A 24,605-nucleotide genomic window follows, 5' to 3' on the forward strand; every position below is an offset into this window, starting at 1 on the left:
GTCTATGATGGCTATTCAAACCCAAGATATAACCCTAGATGATCTTTCGCTGGCGTATAGAGGTCAAAAGCCTCTTATTAATGGCGTATCAGTCACTTTCCCCGCAGAAGGTTGGTCATGCATTCTTGGTACGAGTGGATGTGGCAAGACTACCCTACTGCGTTTTCTTGCAGGATTAAATCACGACCACGTTTGCATGTCAGGCAAAATCACCCACGGGTTTACCTCACCTCTTCATCACAACATCGCGTACATGGAACAACACGACAGTCTGCTTCCTTGGCTTACTATTTTGGATAACGTACTGCTTCCATTTCGTTTTTCAACCTGTGGGACAAAATCAGAAAATAGAGAACGAGCTATTGAGCTGTTAGACAAAGTAGGACTTGCAGACCATTTGTATGATCACCCCAAAACGTTGTCGGGCGGGATGCGTCAACGCGCCGCCTTAGTCAGAACATTAATTCAAGACAAGCCCGTGGTATTAATGGATGAACCATTCTCAGCATTAGATGCGGTAACGAGAAGCCGGTTGCAAGAACTCTCATTTGAGCTGCTGACAAACAAAGCCGTCATACTGATTACTCATGACCCATTAGAAGCGATAAAGCTAGCAAGGAAATTATTCCTGCTAAAGGGCAAACCTGCCTTCATGCAAAGTTTATCTTTACCAACTTCCTCGCCAATTCGCGAACTAAACACTGAATCAGCTCTATTGCACCAACAAATTATGCAATTACTTTCCGGAGAGCGACAGTGACCTATTTAAAACGTCAGTCAGGTCTGATGCGGGGACTCATCGGATTCCTTATCTGCATTTTCCTATGGCAAATAGCGACACAGGTATTGTCATTACCAAAATTTATTTTACCTTCGCCCTTTGACGTCTTTACGAGAGTGTATTCGCGATTTCCCATTCTTATCTATCACGCATGGGTAACGTTACAAGAAATGCTTCTTGGACTTGGTCTAGGACTCGGCATAGGTTTCCTACTCTCTGTTCAGATGCTTTGGTTTAAATCGATAAGGAATTGGTTACTGCCTCTGATCATAATAAGTCAGGCACTCCCCGTATTTGCCATCGCTCCTATCATGATGCTTTGGCTAGGGTATGGTATTGCCTCAAAGGTGGTGATGGCGGCAATTATTATTTTCTTTCCCATCACATCATGCTGTTTTGACGGCATAAGCTCAACACCGACCCACTATCTGGATTTGAGTAAAACGCTCGGCGCCTCTAAATGGCAACAACTTCTCTTTATCCGATTGCCCGCGGCACTACCCGCGATCGCATCCGGCATTCGCATCTCTGTAGTCATCGCGCCCATAGGTGCGATTGCAGGCGAATGGGTCGGCTCTAGCGAGGGATTGGGTTATCTCATGTTACAGGCAAACGCTCGAATGATGGTTGACGATATGTTTGCTGCCCTTTTTCTTTTGTCTTGTATGTCAATTTTACTCTATCAGCTTACAGACAAATTACTTAAACGATGTATCTATTGGTAATAATAAGGACGATTATGAAATTTTTTATTGGCTGTTTTTTATCACTCATTGCGTGTGCGGTGCATGCAGAAGATAACAAGCTAACTTTAATGCTGGATTGGTTTGTCAATCCCAACCATGGACCCATTATTGTTGCGAAACAACTCGGTTACTTCGAAAAGAATGGTATTGAGGTTGACATACAAGAGCCTGCAGATCCGGCCACACCACCAAAACTCGCAGCGGCGAACAAAGTCGATTTAGCGATCACCTATCAACCAAACTTAACTATGGATGTTGCTCAAGGGCTCCCTTTAACAAGAACCGCAACACTCATTGCAACACCACTTAATACTCTGATGGTGTTGGATAAAAGCAAAATTAAATCGTTAAAAGACCTAAAAGGAAAAACAATTGGCATTGCTTTAGCGGGGAATGAAGAAGCAAATGTGGGAACTATGTTGGCATCTGAGGGCGTTGCATACTCGGACGTACATATCGTCAATGTGGGTTGGTCATTATCATCGTCGCTTGCTTCTGGGAAAGTAGATGCAATCTGGGGTGGACTAAGGAATTTTGAGACCAACCAATTGGCACTTGAAGGTTACAAGGCTCGTTCTTTTTATCCGGAAGAGAATGGCGTTCCTTCTTATGATGAACTCGTATTTGTTGCCAATAAAGACACAAAAAAGCTAAAACAAATCAGAGCATTCAACCACGCGCTAGCACAAGCAACAACCTACATCGTTAATCATCCCCAACAGGCATGGAAAACATTTGTTGCCTACGCTCCGGATACACTCGATAACGAACTCAATAAATTAGCGTGGCAAGATACCCTACCTCGCTTTGCTCTGCGACCTGAAGCAGCAGACCTTGGTCGCTATAACGACTATGGACATTTTCTATTTGAGAAAAAAATCATCGCTCGTTTACCTAAAGAAAATGAGTACGTGATGACGTATGGAGATAAATAATCATGATGGATAAACACTACATACAAGAAGCACTAATCAAAGTCCGCGAACAAAGACCACTTATCGTCAATATTACTAACTATGTGGTAATGAATAATACGGCGAACGCATTGCTGGCAATTGGCGCATCACCAATCATGGCGCATTCTCAAGAAGAAATGACAGAGATGATGAGTTTTGCCGGAGCCTTGGTGATTAATATCGGCACGCTTGACTCGGTATGGATTCCTAGAATGTTGTTTGCTGTCGAGCAAGCAAATCATTTTAATAAACCGGTGATTCTGGACCCTGTCGGATGTGGCGCAACTCAACTCAGAACCAACCTTGCGCGACAAATCGCATCTCTTGCCAACTCACTCATTATTCGCGGTAACGCTTCAGAAATCATTGCAATGGCACGACAAGACTCACAAACAAAAGGCGTTGATGCTTTAGATTCAAGCGAGGCCGCGCTATCCGCAGCTCAAGCGCTACTTGAAAAATATGATGCGAACGTCGTTATTTCTGGAGAAACCGACTACGTCGTTAGCAAAAATCACGTCGTCGCATTATCAAATGGTTCGTTCTTAATGCCGTATGTTACGGGGACAGGCTGTAGTCTGAGCGCGTTAACAGGTGCGTTCGCTGCAACAGGAGAAACAACAGGATTAGCAGCCGCAGCTATAATGAGTATCGCGGGTGAAATAGCGGCAGAACTCAGCCATGGCCCAGGAAGTCTCCAGATGCACTTACTTGATACACTGTATACACTCACGGTTGACGATATAGAGAAACGTCTCAATCTCCGCCAAATTTCTTAATTAAGGTTGGAACGACTAAAAGAATGGACAGTTCAATATTAAAACTCTATCTCGTTACTGACGATAGCTTACCAGTCGATAAACTTGGAGCTATCGTCAAACAAGCCATCGCTGGCGGAGTTACTTTAGTGCAACTTCGGGAGAAAAGCAGTAACTCGCGCCTTTTCCTTGAAAAGGCTCAGCACTTAAAGCAACTATTGGCCTATACCGGCGTGCCACTAATCATTAATGATCGGGTAGACATTGCGCTTGCGGTTGAAGCGGATGGTGTTCATTTAGGCCAGTCGGATATGCCAGTCGATATTGCTCGTGCGCTGTTAGGCCCCGAAAAAATAATCGGGCTTTCAATTGAAACCAAGGAACAGCTTCACGAAGCCAGAGCCATGGATATTGATTATGTGGGGTTAAGTGCAATTTATTCGACGGCCACCAAAACAAATACGATTACAGAATGGGGCGTCGAAGGACTAACTTGGGCGTTACAAGAATCCAGATTTCCCATTGTCGCGATTGGTGGACTTACTGAGGATACCATTCCTTTAATTGCGAACACCGGTGTAGATGGAATTGCAGTTGTCTCGGCTATCTGTTCTAGCCAGTCTCCGAAAAAAGCGGCAACAGATTTGAACACACTTATTGATTCTCATCGACCATAACCTAATGAGTAGAGATCGATTCACTCGCTCTCTACTTTTGCTTTAAAACCACGGTGAATGTTGACCAATGTGATTAAAGCAAAACAGCCAATCACAATCCCTAAATGCCATGCCTGATTGATCCCTAATCGCAGTAATATAAAACTGACCACAGCCGCAAATATCATCTGCCCGCCACCAGCCAAAGCGGCAACCATCCCAGCCCTATTTTTATAAGGCATCATGAGCTGAGCTTGAGCGCAAGGTAAAGCAATGCCATTACCAAAGACCATCAGAAACTGACCAAGCATGAGCATCAACGGATTTAGTGGTGTTGAGATAAACCATATCGCTGATAACAGTTGCATCAATGGCGCTATTATAAAGACACGTTTTAGCCCTATTTTTGGTCTTAACCGAGTCACAGAAAAACTGCCTAACAGTAGACCGACTGCAGGGATAAGAGCCCATAGCGCATACTCATCTGATGACATCCCGATTTGAACCTGCATAAGAAATGGCATCAACGAAATACAGGTCGTCACAAGCGTAAAATTCAACCAACCGATGGTACCAAAACTAATAAAGTAAGATGAGTCGAGTAGAGACTTATATTGTTTTAGTGACTCTCCCACCTTCGGTAGAGGCTTTTTATCGTTCATCGTTTCATCGAATAAGAAGTACAACAGTATCCAAACGAAACTGACATAGCACATAAGTGTTATAAATATAGCTAACCATCCGTATAAATGGTTTATGAAACCACCGATAACGGGAGCAAAAATGGGCGTGAACGATGCAACCATAGTGACATAAGAAAGAGCAATAGGCAGCTGTTCTCCAGAATAACTGTCTCTCGTTGACGCTCTAGCTAATACTGCACAGCATCCGGTTCCCAATCCTTGGATAAAGCGACCAGCCACCAAGCCTGTGAAACTACTACTGAACAGTACGAGTGTCGTTAATCCAATAAAAGCTAATACCAGAGCAAAAAGAAGCACTTTTTTTCTACCTATTGAGTCTGATATAGGACCATAAAAAAACTGAGACGGACCAAAGCCAAGTAAATATGCTGAGATAAGAAGTTGTGTCTGGTCTATTGAAATATTGAAGTCTTGGGCTATCCAAGGAAGTGACGGAAAGACTAGACCAATACTCAGTTGTCCGACACTTATGGTTAAACTGGCGAGCAATACAGGACGCCAGTTAAACGATTGTTCCAGTGTTTGCGATGTATTCATTTTATTCCTTTGCAGGATTTACAGATCTTCGGATTCTTGAGAACGCCCATGACGCTTACCGTGTCTCATTCCAGACCTTTCGCCATTAATATGCCCATGTTTTCGATGCTCACGATGATGTCCTCTACCGCGCATCTGTCCCATTTCGTCGTGCTCTTTGAGCTTCGCTTTGATGCGCTTTACAGTCGAAAGACTCACTTCGGTTTCATCAGCGACTTGCTGTAGTGTCTTACCTTCAAATAACTTTTGCGCAACCGTACGATGCATCTCCTCATTTCCACGGCGTCCACGGAATTTTTCTTTCCACTTACCCGGATCACATTTCAGAGCACGTCGTCCCATCTCAGCCGCAAACATGCGTTTATGCCGATCTGACTCAGCATAACCATGCATCATTTTTATCAACGCATCGGTAATCTGATCATCGAGTTTAAATTCGAGATTTTGATTAATTGTTCTTATCGTCACACCGCGTTGGATAAGACTAGTCACGTTGTTAACGCTGGTCAGAAAATCAATACCTAGCTCATCAATCCACCATAAGAAAAGTTCATCTCCGGCGACCAGTTTAGCATTCAGTTTTTCGTATTCTGGCCTTTCGTCCAATGGCACTCGGCCTTTAATCCCCTTTTCAACAAAAAGCTCAATGTCATCAGACGACTGTTTTAAGGCTTCGATGCGACGGTCTACATCCTCAATTTTGGGTGACATTCTTAAATATGCATAAGCGTTACTCATAATACACCTTTTTGGTTCATTTAGTTATTAGGCTCATAATAACAACAAAAATGAACCAGTCAACCAAAAGAGCCAAAACTGACATAAATTTACATTACCTTAAAATAGAGAGTAAAAATTTTTACTAAACTAAAAGGGAACTTTATAAAAACAATGTGAGTAGAAAATGCTAAAAGTGATGATAATTCTTAGTTTCTCAATCGTACTATCAGCTTGCCAGCTAACGCGAGTTGAAGGAAAAGTGGGTGGTACTGACGTCAATGTGTCTGATGGAGGGCATTCATCTAACGGAACCTTCTGCCCACCAGGACAGGCCAAGAAAAATAACTGCTAACCACGATATTGGCCCATTTTAAGGGCCATTTTTATTCATTATCAATCCCTAACATATCCTGCATTTGGTCGATTAAAACAAACTGAACAGGCTCAGGAACAATGCTAACAACATCGTGAAAATCATGTTTTGTTTTCACTTTCGAGAGTAGACCAGCAATTCCAACGATACTGGTTAGTACCTCATTATCGTCAATACTGCTAAACCGAAAATTTTGTTGATTAAGAATCATATTGCCGATTTCTAATTCGTACCCCCAAACTGTGAGCAAATACGCTGCAGCAATATGCGTGTCAGCAAACCCCTCTTGGAAGTGCATACTATTATCAAGCTGATCAAGTGCTACATCTTGAGATAATAAGGCAATCGAACCGATTGAAGTCAGTAGCGAAGCAACAAACACCTTGTCTTCTTCGACCTTACTGCGCCCCAAAGTTTTAGCTAAATGCCTTGCAATCGAACCCGACCGGATAGACTGTTCAACGATACTTTCGTGTTGTGCGGCAGTTAATTTATTGCCAACAACTTTGACTGACATTGATACGGCGATGGCCTCGACTAATGAGGCCCCTAATCTGTTCACCACCTCAACTAAAGAATCAGTCGTTCGTCTGAACCCCATTAGAGATGAATTAGCAACTTGAAGTAATTTAGCCACCAGAGCCGGTTCATGTCCGATCACATTGACGACTTGCTTTGTCTCATAATTTGGTTGAGCAAGAAGACTCTGCAACTCAACGATGTACTTCGGAAGAACGGGTAAGAGAGTACATCGACCAAGCTTTTCTCGGCATGAATGGCTAAATGGTAACTGGTGTATCCGTTCTGCATGAATGAAAAGATTTTCAAAGTCTTCTATAGCAAAAGGCTTAGAAATAACAACATGAGCATAGTCATAAACTGTTTGTGCTTTACTTTCCTCTATCTCTTCACTAAGAAGAACACGAATGGCATTAGGGCAGGCACTTACAATCCCTTTCAATAGCTCATCACCACGCAGACTTGGCAGTGTCAGGTCGCAAATAAAAATATCGATAGGAGCCCTCGGCGGCACTCGCCAATTTTTATACCACGTCTTAGGATCATCGTAGGCTTTAATATTCCAATCCGGCCTAAGACTACGACAAAGCTTAGTCACATTTTTTAAGATAAATTTATCATCATCTAAACAGACAACGGTCATCGATTCAGTCACGCGTCTCTCCATGGTGATTTTGAGATTACAGTTTTAGGACAAAAAGGTTTTCTCTAATAGCTTAGCCAGTCCATCACCCTCATTTGTCGTCGTGCAGACTTCATCGGCGATTGATTGGACATCGGGTTCTGCGTTTTTCATGGCAACTCCGTACCCAGCAAATTTAAGCATTGAAACATCATTAAAGTTGTCGCCGACGGCCATGACCTCGTTTGGTAATATTCCGATCGATTCAATATACTGGGCTAGTCGATTTCCTTTGCTATTGCCTGCTGGCGCACAGTCAACACGATTAAACCAAGATTGCTCTGGATTAAAGGTAGCCTGAACCCACGGGTCATGCAAAATAGACGTTAGCGTTTCGGGTAAGCCTTCCAAAACAATTTTCCACACATACTCTGCGGACTGAATAGCCTCTTCAAATGAATGTGTTGCTGCAATTTTTGGTCGTTCACTTTCGGGAAAAGATTTTGCCCAATGAACCAATCCATCGATGTAATCCACAGGATTTTGTTCCGAATACAGCATAGCATCTGCAACGTAAAGAACCTGCTTCATTCCCGCATCCTTCGCCATATTGAAAAAACGTAATGCATCTTGTTTTTTTAAGGCATTTTCCATCAGTACTTTTTGGTTTGCGAAGTCATAAACATAAGTACCATTGCAACATATCGCAGGAGTCGTTAGCGCTAATTCTTTGTGGTATGGCTGTGCTGCAACATGATGACGGCCTGTGACAAATAGCACATGCGTTTTTTCCTTTACAGCAGTCAGCACATCTTTTAGATAAGGCGAGATAATATGATCATTTGAAAGAACAGTTCCATCCATGTCTAAAGCAAGTAGTTTGTACATGAGTTCCTCTCGTTTTTGAACGTTATAATTATACTTTTGAAATCGGTTAATAATTCGACTAGATACTTTGCAATCATATCATATACAATTGGTTGATAGTGTTTTTCGTTCATTTGACTACACCTATCTCTCAGCTTTCACTCACACAACCGTTTTCGATTTTAACTCTTTCCATTTGAGGATGTATGTTCGGTATTATTGCCAGCTTTATTGGCGCTTTCTTTCAGGCACTCAATTACTTTGTTACCCAAGTATCTCAACGCGGACATAACTACTCCGCGACCCAGATTCTTATCGCTATTCATATCTGCATGGCGGTTATACTTGCTTTTCCCCTCATATTTCTAGGCTACTGGCAGTATTTTTCTTTCTCTGATTACGAGTTGTTATTGAGAGCAAATATCCCATACCTGTTAGGACAGTTTCTGCTTTTTAGTGCTATTCGAATTAGCGACAGTTCGATTGTTTCTCCCTTGCTCGTTCTCAAAATACCCGCCATCGCTCTAGTGAGTATTTTTATTTTTCACAGTGAGTTAAGTACGATTCAGTGGTTGTCTATCGCAATCATCATTTACCTTGCTTATTCAATATCATCAACATCTGGGAAATTGGATATCAAACCCGCTTTATTCGTACTGGGTGCCAGTATCTGTTATGGATTTTCAGATATTGGCATTACGGAATACACCAAGCTCTATCCGCAATTGAGCGTCACAGAAAGTACTATGGTCACAGTGACCATTAATTACTTCTTTTGTGGCGTGGTGATGTTAATCGTCGCTCCAATGTTTAAAGTCCCCCTATCCGCTGCTTATCACATGAAATGGTCTGCCGTTACCTGGATTGTAGGTGTTGTACTACTCGTCATCGGATTTAAAATTTCCGGCGTGTTAGAGGCCAATGTCATTCAGTCATTACGAGGGGTTCTGGGAGTCCTAATAAGTTTCGTTGCTCTGAGGATTCCACTTAATAAAGAGAACGGAGTCTGGATGACAAAATTTAAATTATCGCTACTTATGGTTGGCGGTGTAGGATTGTTCTACTCGTAATTGGCACTTCCGATTTCAGATACAAAAAAAGCGTGCTTAGGCACGCTTTTTCAATTTCTAACAGCAAACTATTCTTCGCTATTGTCCATTTCGTCTATCGCATTCGATACGGAAGTTGACTGCTCATTATCCGCTGCAGTCCAACCACCACCTAATGCTTTATACAGATTAATTCGGCTGGTTAAAAGGCTCAGATGAGACGTCAATTCGCTCTCACGAGCACTGAACAGAGAACGCTGCGCATCCAGGAGGTCGATATAACTATCGTTCCCTTTTTCGTAACGCATTTTCGCTAAATCATAGTACTGTTCATTCGCTTGTAAATTTGCCTTTTGAGCATCCCACTCCTCTAGATAGTGCTTCTGACCCAATAATGCATCAGAGACTTCTTTAAAAGCAGTTTCGATTGCCTGTTGATACGCGATAACAGAAGACTGTTTCTCTATCTTCGCTAAATCAAGGTTTGCGGAGTTATTGCCCCAGTCAAAAATAGGAACAGTAATCGACGGTATAAACGACCAATACTGAGAACCACCGCTGAACAGGTTATCCAATGACTGACTTGCACTACCATATCCAGCCGTCAGACTAATAGTTGGGAAGAAAGCAGCACGAGCAGCACCGATATTCGCGTTAGACGCTCTTAACGTATGTTCCGCTGCTAAAATATCCGGTCTGGCCAACAACAGATCCGATGAAGCGCCTACCTTTAGCTCAGAAAGGAATTTCCCTTCTTCGTCTGGGAGTTTTCCTAAGTAGCTTTTATCGATAGGTGCACCAACAAGTTGCCTTAACGTGTTGTATTCCTGAGCTACCGACAAGCGATATTGGGCTGCAGTCGCCTGAGCACTATAAAGCGCGGTCTTACTCTGAGCCAAAGTCAATGCGTCACTGTAACCAGCATCATAACGCGTCTGCACCAGCTTTAGTGTTTCTTCATAAGCATCAACAGTATCATTTGTCAGTGCTAGCAGTTCCTGATCAGCAAGCAGTGACATGTAACTCGTCGCAACTTCTGCAATCAGAGAAATCACAGCACTTCGGCGAGTTTCATCTTCTGATAGATAAGATTCTAGAGCTTCATCAGACAAACTCTTTACACGGCCAAACAAATCAAGTTCATAACTGCTGACACCAACGGTAGCCGTTTTGTAATGATTGTAGCTCGTACCTTGTCCAGTATAGTTATTTGAATAACGTTGATTGGTTACCGTACCCGAAGCATCCAACCCTGGATAACGATCGGAATCCTGAATTTTATACTGAGCACGTAACGAGGCCACATTAAGAATCGTTTGACGCAGGTCTTTGTTGTTCTTAAGTGCCATTTCAACCAAGCTTTGAAGACGCTCATCAGCCATGAATGTCTTCCAGTCTGGTAAAACAGTTTGATCGGATGCCTTATCAACGCCTGTCCAGCCTGCCGTTGTCGGAGCTTCAGGACGTTGATAATCGGGTGCCATACTACACCCGGTTAACACTGCTGCGACCATCAAAGAGACTATTTTTATTTGCATTACTTAGTGTCCTCTTGAGTCTCAATCGCTTTGAGATTATGCGGTTTAGTTCTGAACAAACGCATAACCATGACAAAGAATACTGGTACAAAGAATATTGATAGTATCGTTGCCGACAGCATACCACCAACTACCCCCCAACCGATCGCATTACGAGACGCGGCACCTGCTCCAGAACTCAGAGCCAGAGGTAACACGCCTAGGATAAAGGCAAACGACGTCATCATGATTGGGCGTAAACGCATACGACAAGCTTCAATCGTGGCCTTAATTAAGTCCATACCTTCGTCGTACTGAGCTTTCGCAAATTCAACAATCAGGATAGCGTTCTTCGCTGACAAACCAATCGTCGTCAACAAGCCTACCTGGAAGTATACATCGTTCGATAAACCTTTTAAGGTTGTTGCCAACACGGCACCTAATATACCCAGAGGTACAATTAGGATAACGGAGAACGGAACACTCCAGCTTTCATACAATGCAGCCAGTGCAAGGAAGACGATTAGCAACGAAATCCCGTAAAGTAATCCCGCTTGGGAAGAAGATTGTTTCTCTTGATAAGAGATACCGCCCCATTCAATTCCATAGCCAGCAGGTAATTTTTTCGCTAAGGCTTCCATCTCATTCATTGCCTCACCCGAACTACTACCTTCCGCAGCAGAACCTTGAATGTTGACTGAAGGAGCACCATTGAAACGTTCTAAACGAGGAGAACCATAAGTCCAACGATAGCTAGCAAACGCGTCAAATGGAACCATATCCCCATCAGAGTTACGCACATGCCACAAGCTTAGGTCCTCTGGGTTCATACGATACGGCGCATCAGCCTGAACATAAACTTTTTTGATACGACCATTATCGATAAAGTCGTTAACGTACGATGAACCCCAAGCAGTAGACAATGTAGTGTTGATATCACTAACAGATACGTCCATTGCCATTGCTTTCTCGTAGTCGATATCAATGCGGAACTGAGGACCATCACTCATACCATTTGGACGAACGCCTGAAAGTTTCGGATCCTGAGCCGCCATACCGAGCAGTTGATTACGCGCTTGAACTAATTTCTCATGGCCCTGGTTACCACGGTCAACCAAATAAGCATCAAAACCACTTGATGTGCCTAAACCTGGTACAGCAGGTAAGTTAAATGCAAACACCTGAGCTTCTTTGATCGTTGCGAAATATCCGTAAGCCCGACCAATAATCGCATTTACGGCTTGAGATGGATTAGTACGTTCATCCCAATCTTTTAGTTTCACAAACGCCATGCCCATATTTTGGCCTGAACCAGCGAAACTGAAGCCTGCGATAGTGAAGATAGAATCAACGTTGTCTTTTTCCTGATTGAGGAAGTACTCACGCAGTTTCTTGTTGACATCAAGAGTTCGCTCTTGGCTCGCGCCTGTTGGCAGCGTCACCATCATCATAAACATGCCTTGGTCTTCTTCAGGAAGGAATGATCCAGGCAGTCTTTGCCACATCACTGTCAACCCACCGACGATAATCAGATAAATGATACCGAAACGTACTTTACGCGAAACGTTTCTCGACACCATATTTCGGTATTTTTCTGTACCTTTGTTAAATCCAGTATTGAACCAAGCAAGCGGGCCATGTTGAATGTGCTGTTCGCCCTCTTTACGAGGTTTTAGAATCGTCGCACATAATGCAGGCGTTAAGATCATCGCAACAAGAACAGAAAGTACCATTGCCGATACGATTGTTAATGAGAACTGACGATAAATTTCACCAGAAGCCCCACCGAAGAATGCCATTGGGATGAATACAGCACTCAGTACCAATGCAATACCAACCAATGCGCCAGTGATTTGCCCCATCGATTTTCGGGTAGCCTCTAAAGGCGGGAGACCGTCTTCTTCCATGACCCTCTCGACGTTTTCGACAACAACGATAGCATCATCCACCAGTAGGCCGATGGCGAGCACCAAACCAAACATCGTTAACGTATTAATCGAATAGCCGAACGCAGCCATGATACCGAACGTACCAAGTAAAACGACGGGCACTGCAATTGTAGGAATTAACGTTGCACGGAAGTTCTGCAAGAAAACGAACATGACAATGAATACAAGCACAACAGCTTCGATCAGTGTATGAACCACTTCTTCAATCGAAATTTTAACGAATGGAGTCGTATCATATGGGTAAACGACTTTCATTCCGTCCGGGAAGAAAGGTTCAAGTTCACTGATTTTTGCTCTTACGTTATTGGCTGTGTCCAGAGCATTTGCTCCTGTCGCCAATTTAACTGCAATACCCGTTGAGTATTTACCGTTAAAACGAGCCTGTGCCTGATACGTTTCAGCACCCATTTCAACACGAGCGACGTCTTTAACTCGAATCTGAGAACCATCACTATTTACTTTTAATAAGATATTCTCAAACTGGTCTACTGTACTCAATCGACCTTGAGCTGTAATTGTTGCCGTCAACTGTTGACCCGGTACTGAAGGAGTTCCGCCAAGGTTACCTACAGAAATCTGTGTGTTTTGGCTAGAAATAGCGCTCGTCACATCAGATGGCGTCAAACTAAACTTGTTTAGCTTATTTGGGTCTAACCAAATTCGCATCGAGTGTTGACCACCAAACACCTGGACTTCACCCACACCACTAACACGGCTTAGAGAGTCTTTTACATTAGAAACAACGTAGTCAGCTAGCTCTGTGTTATTCATCGAGCCATCTTGAGAGATGAAACCAACGACCATTAAAAAGCTACTGGTCGCTTTGGCTGTAGTGATACCTGTGTTAACAACCGAGTCAGGCAGTGTTGACTCCACAGCACTTAGCTTGTTCTGCACTTGGACCTGAGCGATATCCGCATCGGTTCCAGTCGCAAACGTCAACTGAATCTGGAAACGACCAGATGAGTCACTGGTTGAGTTCATGTAAAGCAAGTTATCAATACCGTTCATGTTCTGTTCGATAACCTGCGTTACACTGTCTTCCACCGTCTTAGCCGAAGCACCTGTGTACGTACCAGAGATACTGATTGCTGGTGGCGCGATTTGCGGATACTGTTCGATAGGGAGTTCTTCAATAGAAAGTATCCCTGCCAGCATAATTAGTATCGCTATCACCCACGCAAATATGGGTCTATCGATAAAAAAGCGAGCCATAAATTATTGTCCTTTCTTTTCGCTGCTTTGTTGAGTTGGATTGACAACAGCACCATCACTGATTTTCTGAAGTCCACTCACGATGATCTGATCACCATCTTTAAGACCTGATGTGACTAGCCAGCTTTGGTCAATAACTCGCTCAGTGGTTATCTGACGATCTTCCACTTTATTGTCAGCACCAACAAGTTTCACATGAGCATTGCCTTGAGTATCGCGAGTTACAGCAGCTTGGGGGACAAGAAACGCATTTTCTTTGTAATCAACAGGAACACTTGCTCTAACATATAAACCCGGGAGTAAAAGATGATCTTTGTTAGGCAATAGTGCTCTGAGTGTTACCGTACCAGTGCTTTCATCTACGCTAGCGTCAGCAAACTGCAGAGTTGCTTCTTGCTTGATTTCCGTACCGTCATCAAGTGTTAACTTAATTCCTGATAGTTTTTTCGCCATTTCACCGTTATCGTCCTTAGCATGTTGACGCAGCTTAAGGACCTCACTACTTGGTTGAGACATATCAACATAAAGTGGATCGATTTGACGAATTGTCGCTAAGTAATCAGACTGCGCAGCAGTCACAAGAGCGCCTTCACTTACGTCAGATTTACCAATTCGACCCGATATTGGAGCCTTAATTTTGGTATAACCTAAATCAATCTGTGCAGATTTGACGGCTGCTTTAGCGGACATTACAGATGCGTTAGCTTCGCGATAAGTCGCCAGCGCATCTTCATAGTCCTGCTCACTGATAGCACGGTTCTTAACCAGCCCCTCATAACGATCTGCCTGCATCTTAGCTTTTTCTAACGTTGCTTGAGCAGACGCTAAATCGGCTTTTGCACTGTCTAATGCAACTTCGTAAGTAGATGGGTCAATTTGATAAAGGACATCGCCTTTCTTGACAGAACTACCTTCAACAAAAAATCGCTTAAGAATAATACCATCAACCTGAGGGCGAACTTCTGCCGTACGATACGCGCTAGTTCTACCAGGAAGCTTATCTGTAAGCTCAATCGCTTGCGACTGAATAACAATAGAATCAACAGCGACAGCCTGAGGTTGTTGAGATGTAGCCTGAGCCGAGGACTCGTCCTGACAGCCTGCAAGCGCTAGCGCAAGACCCACGGCCAAAACCGACTTGCTGAATAAAGGACGGACTTTCGTCATTATATCTCTCCTGAAAGTTAAAGTTCTTTCTTATCAAATGAAACATTCCTTGTTCCAAGGAACAGTTCAAAATAAATTTAGTAAATACCTATTTTAGAAATAGATTTCCCCCACAATGTTCTTAGTCTACTGCACATATGGGTTAATACTCGGTTAAATAAAAATTAACCTGACTAAGAACAGAGCGTACATAAGGATCATTACAACACTTCGCAACCTATTGACCAAAGGGAATTTTCGTTCTTTTACATAATAATTAGAGTGCTAAGTAATCACTAATAGATTAGGTTTCTGTCTTGGCGATAGCAAATATTATGGTGTTGAACCATCAAAGGTGGGATAAAAAAAGGCCTGATTTCCGGATCAGGCCTGAATTCGAAACTATTATGTTCAAAAGTGTAACTTTGTTATCAATTCGGTTGTTCGCGCAGTCCCAATACTCCTCTGCCCTGGAGTGAGAAACTGCCCTCACAAAAAGATGAGATTCGTGTCACTCCGAATCTCATCTTTTATACAGCTAATTAGATTGCCATTAGCCAGTATATTTAGTCATGTTCTCAATGCATGAGCGCGCAGCATCCCACAAATCATCTTCCCAACGTTTAGGGCTGAACAATTCAGTTGACCATACTCCGTCGAATCCAGTGGATTGAACTGCATTCGTAAACGCTTGTACGTCGATATCACCTTCTCCAGGGAAGTATGCGCGTTGAACAAGCTCATTCCATGGTTCATCTTTATATGGTTTACGTCCATCACAGAAATGCACACCATAGATGATGTTTTTGTCCAACTTCGCGATATCGCTTGGCTGACTACCTGATGCATACAAGTGCCAGAAATCGACTACGATACCAACGTTAGGTTTTTTCAGTGTATCAATAACCTGTAAAGCGTGATTCAACGTATTGAACTGAGTTGATGCAATTACTTCGATTTGGTAACGCACACCATATTTCATACCAATATCTGAAATTTTATCGATGTTATTTGTCATGATGGTCATGATTTCATCTTGTGAAAGATGATCAATTCCATGCTGAGCTAAAATCTGTATGTTAGGACATTCTAAGTCAGCTGCAATCTGAGTTAGGCGCTCTGCATCTTTCAACATCTGAGTGTATTCGTCACCCTGATGGCGTTCAATATCAATCAAAGCATTGATACAACCAGTTTGCAGACCAAAACCATCGATACGGCTTTTAAGTGCTGCAGTAGTGCCACCGTTATCTAAATAACGCAATAGTTTATTATGTAAAAACTCTAAAGCATCGTAACCCGTTTCATGAGCAATTCTTGCTTCTGTCATGACGTTACAATAGTTAGTTGAAATTCCGTGTAGTGTCTTAAGCATGTCTATCAATCTCCATTATAATTAGTGTGAGGTTACGACTTTAGAATCACGTTTAGTTTTTGCTTCCAGTCTGCTTGCCATAGTTCGTTCAATTTCTTCTAAAGATAAGCCTTTAGTTTCTGGAACAAATTTAGTCAGGAACCATAAGCAGAAGAGGTTAAATCCAACAAATATCCACATTGGGAAAGCACCGTGGAAGTGGCTCTGTAAATAGTCATTTTGGTTTATCAATGGGAAGATCTGCATGATAATGAAGTTGAAAACCCACATCATACTTACTGAGATACCCATACCAATGCCACGAATCTGTGCAGGGAAGATTTCGGAAACCAATACCCAAGTACCTGCGCCCCAACCGATTGCAAAGAACACCATGAAGGTCACTACGCTAACCACAGTAATGTAACCAGTGTCGCCTGTGTACATGCCGTAAGAAACGAGCAATAGACAAGCGATACAACCCCACGTGCCTATTTTCATCATTGGCAAGCGGCCGAAGTGGTCAAATAGAACCATACCAATGAACGCGCCAATTGCATTGAACAAACCGATAAAGATAGTTTGGAAAAACACCATATCTTTGGTTGTTTCTGCAGTTTGTAATACTAGAGGAGCGTAATACATCATCACGTTCGCGCCAGTAATTTGTTGTAAAACTGCGATAGTACAACCAATAATCATGATGTATTTCATCACAGGATTAGCCAATCTCTTGCCTGAAGCAACTGGCTGTGAATCATCCCCTTTCATCGCTGTTTTTTCTTGGAAGATCCAATTAGCTTCTTCTTCGTTTAGATTTGGATAAATCTTTTTGTAAACAGCTAAAGCTTTTCTGGACGACCGTTGTTTAAATTCCATAAAGGTGATTCAGGCAAAATGAGAGTTAGAATAAACATCAGACCTGCAGGTACAAGTTGAGCACCCATCATCCAACGCCAACCGATATCATTTAGCCAAACTTCAGTAACACCCCATGCAATCAGAAAGTTCACCGCGTATACAACAGTCTGTGAGCCAACAACAGATAGATTGAATAAGCCAGATGCTTTACCACGAATCTCAGCTGGAGCAATTTCAGACATGAACATTGGTGCAACCGCACTTGCCATACCAACACCAACACCGCATAAGATGCGAGCAGCAGAGAACATCACAAATGAGTCTGCAAATGCACTTCCCAAAGAAGAAACAATGTACAACACTGATGCAATCAATAACGCTAATTTACGACCACTTTTTTCAGCCACACGACCAGAGATCAGTGAACCAAAAAAGCAACCAATAAAGATACTAGATACAACCCATCCGATTTGAGCTGAGCTCAGATGGAAATTTTGCTGAATGGGATCGACCGCGCCTGCAATTACCCCAGTAGAGTAGCCAAACATGACTCCCCCAAGAGCAGCAATTGCGCACATCGCGTAGACGTAGCGCGAATTATAATCCTTCAATTTCACCATATTATGGACTCCTAAATAACGTAAAAATAAAAATTAATGAGTAATTCATTTAGTAATCTTTTTCTGATGCAACCAATCAATTTCATCTTTGCTATCGGTTGCAAAACTCACAAGACTGATGTGTTAAATCATATAAAAGACCTCAACATCAAACCTCGTGATAGAAAATATGATTTATTTGGATTCAATAAAGATATCCACATCACACATTTAGCAATAACATTATTAATAACAAGGTTTTAACAAATTAAAAATACTATTAAATCATATGTTTATATGTGTTTGAGCTATATTTTTCTATCATTATTTCAGAAAATAAAAATAACAATGATAGATTATTGCATATATTTTTGATTTGTTTTTGATGTAAACAATCAAAAATAACGCATTGTGATTCATTGATGGGAGAAATGTTTGTGATCCGAATCGGATATATTTTGAGGTAAAAAAAACCTCTGAAAAATTTCAGAGGCTTTTTTTGGTGTACTTGAATCTTATTCGGCGAGCTCTTTTGCGGTTGTGATGTAAATATCTCTAAGCTTTAAGGAAAATTCACCAGGTTTACCATCAGAAATAGGCTTATCGTCAATTGCAACAACTGGCCAAACAAACGTGGTGGCTGAACTGATGAATGCTTCTTTTGCTGCGTAGGCTTCATCAATGGTGAATAAACGTTCTTCAATTTCAATCCCCGTATCCTGAGCGAGCTTCATTAATGACGCCCGTGTGATACCGTGAAGAATGTCATTGCTAAGTGGTCTTGTAACGAGTTTACCTTCCTGCGTGATGATATAGGCGTTGCTAGAGCCACCTTCAGTCACATAGCCGTTTTCGATTAACCAGACATCGTCCGCGTTAGCCGCATGCGCAGCGTGTTTTGCCAAACAGGCAGGTAACAGGCTCGTTGTTTTTATATCGCGTCGTCTCCATCGAATATCGTCGAATGATATGACTTTAATTCCCGTTTCGCGTTTAGGTGAATTGATAAGAGAACGAGATTGAGTGAATAAAACGAGCGTTGGCTCTATATCATCTGAGTAATCAAATTCGCGATCGCTTTCTGCACCGCGAGAGAGCTGTAAATAGATCCCGCCTTCAACTAAATTGTTTTTTTCAATCAGTGTTTTTTGAATCTTAGTCAGCTCAGGGCCCGATACAGGGAGCTTGATTCCTAACTCTTTTGTAGAGCGTTCCAAGCGCGCCAAGTGTCCCGGATTATCGATTAGTTTCCCATCTAGTACTGCAGTTACTTCATAAACGGCGTCAGCAAATAAAAAGCCACGATCGAAGATAGATACATGAGCTTGTGATTCAGGGATATATTTCCCATTAAGATAAACTGTACGTTCCATAACAAAATCCTTCTTTTATCCCCACAACCGACGGTCGAAAGGCATCATTAAATTATTCTCAAATTCAAACCCTGGTTCTATATCCTTCGCCAGCAGTAACGGACCATCTAGATCGACAACTTCGACACCTTGAGCAACAACATAAGCTGGCGCCATGCTTAACGAGGAAGACAACATACAACCGACCATGATTCTCAGTCCTGCTTGTTCTGCATCTTGCTTAAGCATGAGGGCTTCGGTTAGTCCACCAGTCTTATCGGTCTTAATATTGATCATGTCATAGCGTCCAATGACGTTTTCCAAACTCTTTCTGTCATGACATGACTCGTCTGCACAAATTGGAATGGGACGGTCAAGACCATCTAGCCAGTGATCATTATCGGCATGAAAAGGTTGTTCAATCATTGCGACATCAAGTTTGAGCAACTCAGGTATAAGGGCATCGTATGTTTCTTTGTCCCAGGCCTCATTGGCATCGAGGATAATTTTCGCTTTTGGAGATCCATTTCGAACTGCTTTTACGCGCTCTAAATCTTCTGGTCCACCCAACTTCAGTTTTAACAATGGGCGGTAGGCATTTTCAACTGCAACCTGCTCCATTCGATGCGGTTTATCCAAAGACAATGTATAGGCCGTCGTCAAAGGTTGTGGTTGGATTTTTAATGCATCCCACACAGACGAATGATTCAGTTTAAGCTCGAGATCCCACATAGCACAGTCAAGCGCATTACGTGCAGCTCCGGACGGAAGCAAGCTTTGCAGATGTGTCCGGTTAATTCCACATTTCACCTCGGGTAAAACACCTTCAATCTGCGCTTTGACACTCTCCAATGTTTCACCGTATCGACTGTATGGCACACACTCCCCACGGCCAATAACCCCGCGAGTTCTTATCTCTACGATAATTGTTTCGGCGGAGGTTTTCGTCCCCCGCGAAATAGTAAATGAACCACGTATAGGCCAGCTTTTTTGATGGATATTGACTTCCATTAGATCTCCGCAACTTTGTCTACAATTCGACTTACGCCTTGACGGAATGGGTCAACAACAGGTAAACCCAGCTCAGATTCCACTTTGTCCATGTATTCAAGCGCTTCTTTTTCAGACATAGCAGATGTATTTACCGACACACCAACGAATACTGCATTTGGATTAGTTAGACGAGCAGTTAGGAGATTACGCTCCATGCAATCAGCTAGCGCTGGAAGTTTATAATCAGGAAGACCACGCATGTGTTCACGAGTTGGTTCGTGACAAAGAACTAAGGCATCAGCCTGAGCGCCATGGATCAGCCCAGTGGTTACACCAGCGTAGGAAGCGTGGAACAATGAACCCTGTCCCTCAACAATATCCCAATGCTGTTGATCTGCCGCCGGACAAATTGTTTCTATCGCTCCGGCAATAAAATCAGCGACAACACAGTCTGCACTCACACCTGCACCCGAAATAAGAATGCCTGTTTGACCAGTTGCACGAAAATCGGTGTTCATTCCACGCTCACTCATTTCTTTTTCTATCGCAAGTGATGTGTACATTTTACCTACTGAGCAATCTGTACCTACGGTCAGTAAGCGTTTACCAGAACGTCTTTTACCACTGGCGACCGGATAAACCTGAGTTGGATAGCGAACATCAAATAATGAGCATCCCTTTTTATCTGCTGCTGCAACAAGCTCTGGAATATCAGTCAGTTTATTGTGTAGCCCTGCCGCGATATCCATTCCTGCATCAATAGCTTCAAGTAAAACAGTAACCCACTCTTTAGAAATCAACCCACCTCGGTTAGCTACACCAATGACCAGAGTTTTTGCCCCTGCTTCGGCGGCTTCAGCTATCGAAAGATCGGTAAGTCCCACATCCGCATTGCAATTATCTAAACGGATTTGTCCAACACAATATTCCGGACGCCATGTTTTAATCCCTTGTGCCACTTTAGCCGCTAGCGCATCAGGTGCGTCGCCTAAGAAAAGTAGATATGGTTGTTTAAGTTCCATCTTTAATCTCCAAAGTCACTAATTACATTAATTTAAAATTTCACATTTACTGATAATCACAGTGCAAAATACGTGACAAAAAATTAAAACCACAATCATTAATTAGTCCAATTTAGTTAAAAAAACGACTATTTAAGCAATACATATCGAAATTAATGAATTAATATGCAAAACAAAAGCAAAAAATCGAACCATATTTAATACTGAAAAATTTGCAATAAAAGAAATTAAATGAATATTTATCTTGTGGTATTTAGAAAAATACACGGAATAAGAAATTTTTTTAGTTATATATAATTTTGGTTAAAAACAATTTTATAGATATTTTATCTATCGTTATTCACATGTTTATTTTGAATTATTTCTGTGAAAAAGATCACAATTAGAGACATGTGTTCAGGAATTTCTAAGCCTGTATTGAATAAAACAGACCAAATTAGCACCAAAACGGTGCCATAACGCACCAAATATATACATTTTCACTATATCACTTACTTTTTATATGGATTTGTTGTTTAACAAACGCGCCTTTCTGATATGGGTATTCAACAAACAACATTTAGATTAAAAAACCTATTTTATTTATAATTTTAGATTTTTATAAAAAATACTTATCTTTATTTAATTGGAAGCGATATTATTTTCCACCCACTACACCAAGACCTAAGTCGACTCAACGAGTTTGATTATACTTTTTCATATATTGGTTAAAACTTGGTTCATATATTGCTATTTAGTGAGAATCTATTGAAAAGTTCTAGTTTTTTGGAGTGTTACAGATGGAACTGATACAAAACTTTATTAGTCAGGTGAATAGCATCGTATGGGGTGTCCCTATGCTTGTGATGATCCTTGGGGTCGGGGTGTTCTTAAACTTTGGCTTAAAGTTCATGCCCATTTTTAATATCGGTCGTGCATTCAAGTTGATGTGGAGTGGTCGTAAACCAGCTGAAAATGGTGATGGCGAGATTCCTCCCTTTCAAGCTTTAATGACGGCGATGTCAGCAACAGTAGGAACAGGAAATATTGCAGGGGTAGCAACGGCGGTATTTGTTGGTGGCCCTGGAGCATTATTTTGGATGTGGATGACCGCATTACTCGGTATGGCAACTAAATACGCTGAAGCTGTTCTTGCCGTAAAATATCGCGAGACCGATGCCAATGGCAGTTTCGTTGGTGGTCCAATGTACTACATCAAAAATGGTATGGGCAAAAAATGGGCTTGGTTAGGCACCCTGTTTGCTTTCTTTGGTACATTTGCCTGCTTTGGTATTGGTAACGGTGTACAGATTAACTCTATTGCGCAGGTACTCAACGCAAGCTTTTCTATTTCGCCATTGGTGGTCGGCATCGTAGTTATGATTCTTGCTGGCGCCGTTTTAATTGGTGGTATAAAACGTATAGGAGCTTTTGCGGGCGCACTAGTTCCTTTTATGGCATTAGCATATGTTGGCTGCGGTATCGTAATCTTGGCCGCTAACGCAGGAGAAATTGGCAGTGCGATAGCGTTAGTCTTTAAAGAAGCATTCACACCAACTTCGGCCGAGGGTGGCTTTGCAGGAGCGACCGTTTGGATGGCTATCCGTTACGGCGTGGCACGTGGTATTTTCTCAAATGAAGCTGGGTTAGGTTCGGCTCCGATAGCTCACGCAAGTGCACATACTGACGATCCTGTTCGTCAAGGGCTGATCGCTATGTTAGGTACCTTCATCGATACCTTACTAATTTGTACTATTACCGGTCTAGTTATCATTATTTCGGGTCAATGGACGGCTGGAGAATCAGGAGCTGCACTAACATCAGCGGCATTTGATCAAGTCCTTCCCGGTGTCGGTGGATATCTCGTTGCTATCAGTTTGGCTATCTTTGCGTTTACGACTATCGTTGGTTGGTCTGTCTACGGAGAACGTTGTGCCATTTATCTGTTTGGTCCAAAAGCCGTACTGCCATTCAGAATTATCTTTGTTCTAGCTCTTCCCGTCGGAGCAACGATGGAGCTGAATTTTGTGTGGCTATTAAGTGATACGCTTAATGCAATGATGGCGATACCAAACTTAATCGCGTTAGCCGTGTTAAGCCCAGTTGTATTTAAGTTAACCAAGGCGTATTTTGCGTCTAAAGAAGAAAAATCTGGTGTGTCGTCGGTAGAAGAATCACGATAAGCCAAAGAATGCCCGAAGCCTTAAAGCTTTGGGCTGAGTAAAGTCCAAATAGCCATATCAGGAACGATTATGATTACAGCAGAAGCCATCATAGATTTCAAAGCGTTAAAGCATAATTACCAAAAGTTGAAATCGCTGTGTGAAGGGCAAAAAGTAGTTGCAGTAATAAAGGGAGACGCATACGGACACAATGCCGTCAAAACAGCTCAGGCACTAGCTCATGCAGATATGTTTGCAGTGTCTCGCATAGAAGAAGCGGTGGAGCTACGCGAGGCTGGCATTCCCCAAGACATCCTTCTGTTAGAGGGATGCTTTTGCGCCGACGATTTAAAGATTGCCGCAGAAAATAACTTTCATACAGCAATTCATTGCGAAGAACAGCTTCAAGACTTAGAACAAACTGACTTGTCTAAGCCAGTCCATACGTGGATTAAACTTGATACTGGTATGCACCGTTTAGGAGTGCAGCCTTTTGAATTACCAGATTTTGTAGCGCGCGTAGAAGCAACAAACAAATTAGCTGGCCCAGTTGGCTTTATGAGCCATTTTAGCAGTGCCGATGATAAATCCTCGGATAAAACCGAGCGACAACTGGATATCTTTTTAAAAGCAACAGGACCCTATCCTGGACCGAAAACGTTAGCTAATTCTGCGGGGATTCTTTACTGGGAAACGTCTCATTTCGATTATTGTCGTGGTGGAATCGCGCTTTACGGTATCAGTCCAACCGAAGGAGAAACAGGTGCTGAACTTGGCCTCAAACCGGTAATGACCCTGCAGACCAAGTTGATTGCTGTTCGCAAACATGAAGCTCATCAACCTGTTGGGTACGGTGAAACATGGTCATCTTCACGTGATACCTATATGGGTGTAGTCGCTATGGGATACGGAGATGGTTTTCCTCGCTCAGCTCCTGCCGGAACGCCTGTTTTCATTAATGGACGGATCGTGCCCATTTCTGGACGAGTCTCTATGGACATGATTACCGTTGATCTTGGCCCTGATGCGAAAGATAAAGTGGGAGATACCGTTGAATTCTGGGGTAATAACCTTCCCGTAGAAAAAGTCGCTGAAGCGGTGGGAACGATCCCGTATGAGCTGGTCATTAAGCTAGCTCGCCGCATTAAGAAAACGTATCTTGATTGAT

The 24,605-nt window shown here is 42.5% G+C and carries 20 protein-coding genes and 1 pseudogene; 9 read left to right on the forward strand and 12 right to left on the reverse strand.

Annotation, left to right across the window (positions count from 1 at the left end; genetic code table 11):
* The first annotated feature begins 7 nt into the window (after positions 1-7).
* From EES38_RS16675 to thiE, 5 genes are read left to right on the forward strand one after another with little or no spacing between them, the layout of a single operon-like run.
* On the forward strand, positions 8-760 hold the full coding sequence (locus tag EES38_RS16675) for an ABC transporter ATP-binding protein (RefSeq protein WP_124938387.1): 753 nt from the start codon (positions 8-10) through the stop codon (positions 758-760).
* Complete coding sequence (locus tag EES38_RS16680) at positions 736-1,506, forward strand: ABC transporter permease (RefSeq protein ID WP_439333268.1); 771 nt, start codon at positions 736-738, stop codon at positions 1,504-1,506. The genes EES38_RS16675 and EES38_RS16680 overlap by 25 nt, the downstream gene beginning before the upstream one ends.
* 14 nt (positions 1,507-1,520) lie before the next feature.
* Entirely contained in the window at positions 1,521-2,462 is a 942-nt protein-coding gene (locus tag EES38_RS16685) for an ABC transporter substrate-binding protein (protein ID WP_124938351.1), read from the forward strand.
* A 5-nt stretch (positions 2,463-2,467) separates the two neighbouring features.
* Positions 2,468-3,262: a hydroxyethylthiazole kinase gene (gene thiM / locus EES38_RS16690; RefSeq protein WP_124938389.1), complete on the forward strand. Its 795-nt coding sequence runs from the start codon at positions 2,468-2,470 to the stop codon at positions 3,260-3,262.
* A 23-nt stretch (positions 3,263-3,285) separates the two neighbouring features.
* Entirely contained in the window at positions 3,286-3,918 is a 633-nt protein-coding gene (gene thiE, locus EES38_RS16695; protein ID WP_124938352.1) for a thiamine phosphate synthase, read from the forward strand.
* A 20-nt stretch (positions 3,919-3,938) separates the two neighbouring features.
* Here thiE and EES38_RS16700 read toward each other — a convergent pair whose 3' ends face one another.
* Positions 3,939-5,120: a multidrug effflux MFS transporter gene (locus tag EES38_RS16700; protein ID WP_208020472.1), complete on the reverse strand. Its 1,182-nt coding sequence runs from the start codon at positions 5,118-5,120 to the stop codon at positions 3,939-3,941.
* A 36-nt stretch (positions 5,121-5,156) separates the two neighbouring features.
* Entirely contained in the window at positions 5,157-5,876 is a 720-nt protein-coding gene (locus tag EES38_RS16705) for a recombinase family protein (protein WP_124938354.1), read from the reverse strand.
* Between the two features lie 166 nt (positions 5,877-6,042).
* On the opposite strand from EES38_RS16705, the gene EES38_RS22220 reads away from it, so the two are divergent.
* Positions 6,043-6,210, forward strand: a complete 168-nt coding sequence (locus tag EES38_RS22220) for a hypothetical protein (RefSeq protein ID WP_166434296.1) — start codon at positions 6,043-6,045, stop codon at positions 6,208-6,210.
* Between the two features lie 31 nt (positions 6,211-6,241).
* Here the strand turns inward: EES38_RS22220 and EES38_RS16710 are convergent, their stop codons facing one another.
* Both EES38_RS16710 and EES38_RS16715 read right to left on the reverse strand, forming a co-directional pair.
* A complete protein-coding gene (locus tag EES38_RS16710) occupies positions 6,242-7,405 on the reverse strand; it encodes an HDOD domain-containing protein (RefSeq protein ID WP_166434297.1) in 1,164 nt (387 codons plus the stop codon).
* A gap of 33 nt (positions 7,406-7,438) precedes the next feature.
* Complete coding sequence (locus EES38_RS16715; protein ID WP_124938356.1) at positions 7,439-8,260, reverse strand: Cof-type HAD-IIB family hydrolase; 822 nt, start codon at positions 8,258-8,260, stop codon at positions 7,439-7,441.
* Positions 8,261-8,445: 185 nt separating this feature from the next.
* Here EES38_RS16715 and EES38_RS16720 point away from each other — a divergent pair, with 185 nt between their 5' ends.
* Positions 8,446-9,309, forward strand: coding sequence for a DMT family transporter (locus EES38_RS16720; RefSeq protein ID WP_124938357.1), 864 nt, complete (start codon positions 8,446-8,448; stop codon positions 9,307-9,309).
* Between the two features lie 68 nt (positions 9,310-9,377).
* Here EES38_RS16720 and EES38_RS16725 read toward each other — a convergent pair whose 3' ends face one another.
* The 8 genes and pseudogenes from EES38_RS16725 to dgcN all read right to left on the reverse strand — a co-directional run bounded on the left by EES38_RS16725 (position 9,378) and on the right by dgcN (position 21,296).
* On the reverse strand, positions 9,378-10,826 hold the full coding sequence (locus EES38_RS16725; protein ID WP_124938358.1) for an efflux transporter outer membrane subunit: 1,449 nt from the start codon (positions 10,824-10,826) through the stop codon (positions 9,378-9,380).
* On the reverse strand, positions 10,826-13,969 hold the full coding sequence (locus EES38_RS16730) for an efflux RND transporter permease subunit (RefSeq protein WP_124938359.1): 3,144 nt from the start codon (positions 13,967-13,969) through the stop codon (positions 10,826-10,828). The genes EES38_RS16725 and EES38_RS16730 overlap by 1 nt, the downstream gene beginning before the upstream one ends.
* 3 nt (positions 13,970-13,972) lie before the next feature.
* Positions 13,973-15,136: an efflux RND transporter periplasmic adaptor subunit gene (locus EES38_RS16735; protein WP_124938360.1), complete on the reverse strand. Its 1,164-nt coding sequence runs from the start codon at positions 15,134-15,136 to the stop codon at positions 13,973-13,975.
* A gap of 532 nt (positions 15,137-15,668) precedes the next feature.
* Positions 15,669-16,490: a sugar phosphate isomerase/epimerase family protein gene (locus tag EES38_RS16740; RefSeq protein ID WP_124938361.1), complete on the reverse strand. Its 822-nt coding sequence runs from the start codon at positions 16,488-16,490 to the stop codon at positions 15,669-15,671.
* Positions 16,491-16,511: 21 nt separating this feature from the next.
* A pseudogene (locus EES38_RS22715) lies at positions 16,512-17,950 on the reverse strand (sugar porter family MFS transporter).
* A gap of 494 nt (positions 17,951-18,444) precedes the next feature.
* Entirely contained in the window at positions 18,445-19,302 is an 858-nt protein-coding gene (locus tag EES38_RS16750; protein WP_124938362.1) for a D-amino-acid transaminase, read from the reverse strand.
* Positions 19,303-19,317: 15 nt separating this feature from the next.
* Positions 19,318-20,292: an N-acetyl-D-Glu racemase DgcA gene (gene dgcA / locus EES38_RS16755; protein WP_124938363.1), complete on the reverse strand. Its 975-nt coding sequence runs from the start codon at positions 20,290-20,292 to the stop codon at positions 19,318-19,320.
* Complete coding sequence (dgcN, locus tag EES38_RS16760; protein WP_124938364.1) at positions 20,292-21,296, reverse strand: N-acetyltransferase DgcN; 1,005 nt, start codon at positions 21,294-21,296, stop codon at positions 20,292-20,294. The genes dgcA and dgcN overlap by 1 nt, the downstream gene beginning before the upstream one ends.
* Before the next feature lie 779 nt (positions 21,297-22,075).
* On the opposite strand from dgcN, the gene EES38_RS16765 reads away from it, so the two are divergent.
* Both EES38_RS16765 and alr read left to right on the forward strand, forming a co-directional pair.
* Positions 22,076-23,458, forward strand: a complete 1,383-nt coding sequence (locus EES38_RS16765; protein ID WP_124938365.1) for an alanine/glycine:cation symporter family protein — start codon at positions 22,076-22,078, stop codon at positions 23,456-23,458.
* Positions 23,459-23,527: 69 nt separating this feature from the next.
* Positions 23,528-24,604 carry an alanine racemase gene (gene alr, locus EES38_RS16770; protein ID WP_124938366.1) on the forward strand — a complete coding sequence of 359 codons (1,077 nt, stop codon included), beginning with the start codon at positions 23,528-23,530 and terminating at the stop codon, positions 24,602-24,604.
* The last annotated feature ends 1 nt before the right edge of the window (position 24,605 follow it).

Source organism: Vibrio viridaestus, assembly GCF_003856525.1.
GTDB classification, from domain to species: Bacteria; Pseudomonadota; Gammaproteobacteria; order Enterobacterales; family Vibrionaceae; genus Vibrio; species Vibrio viridaestus.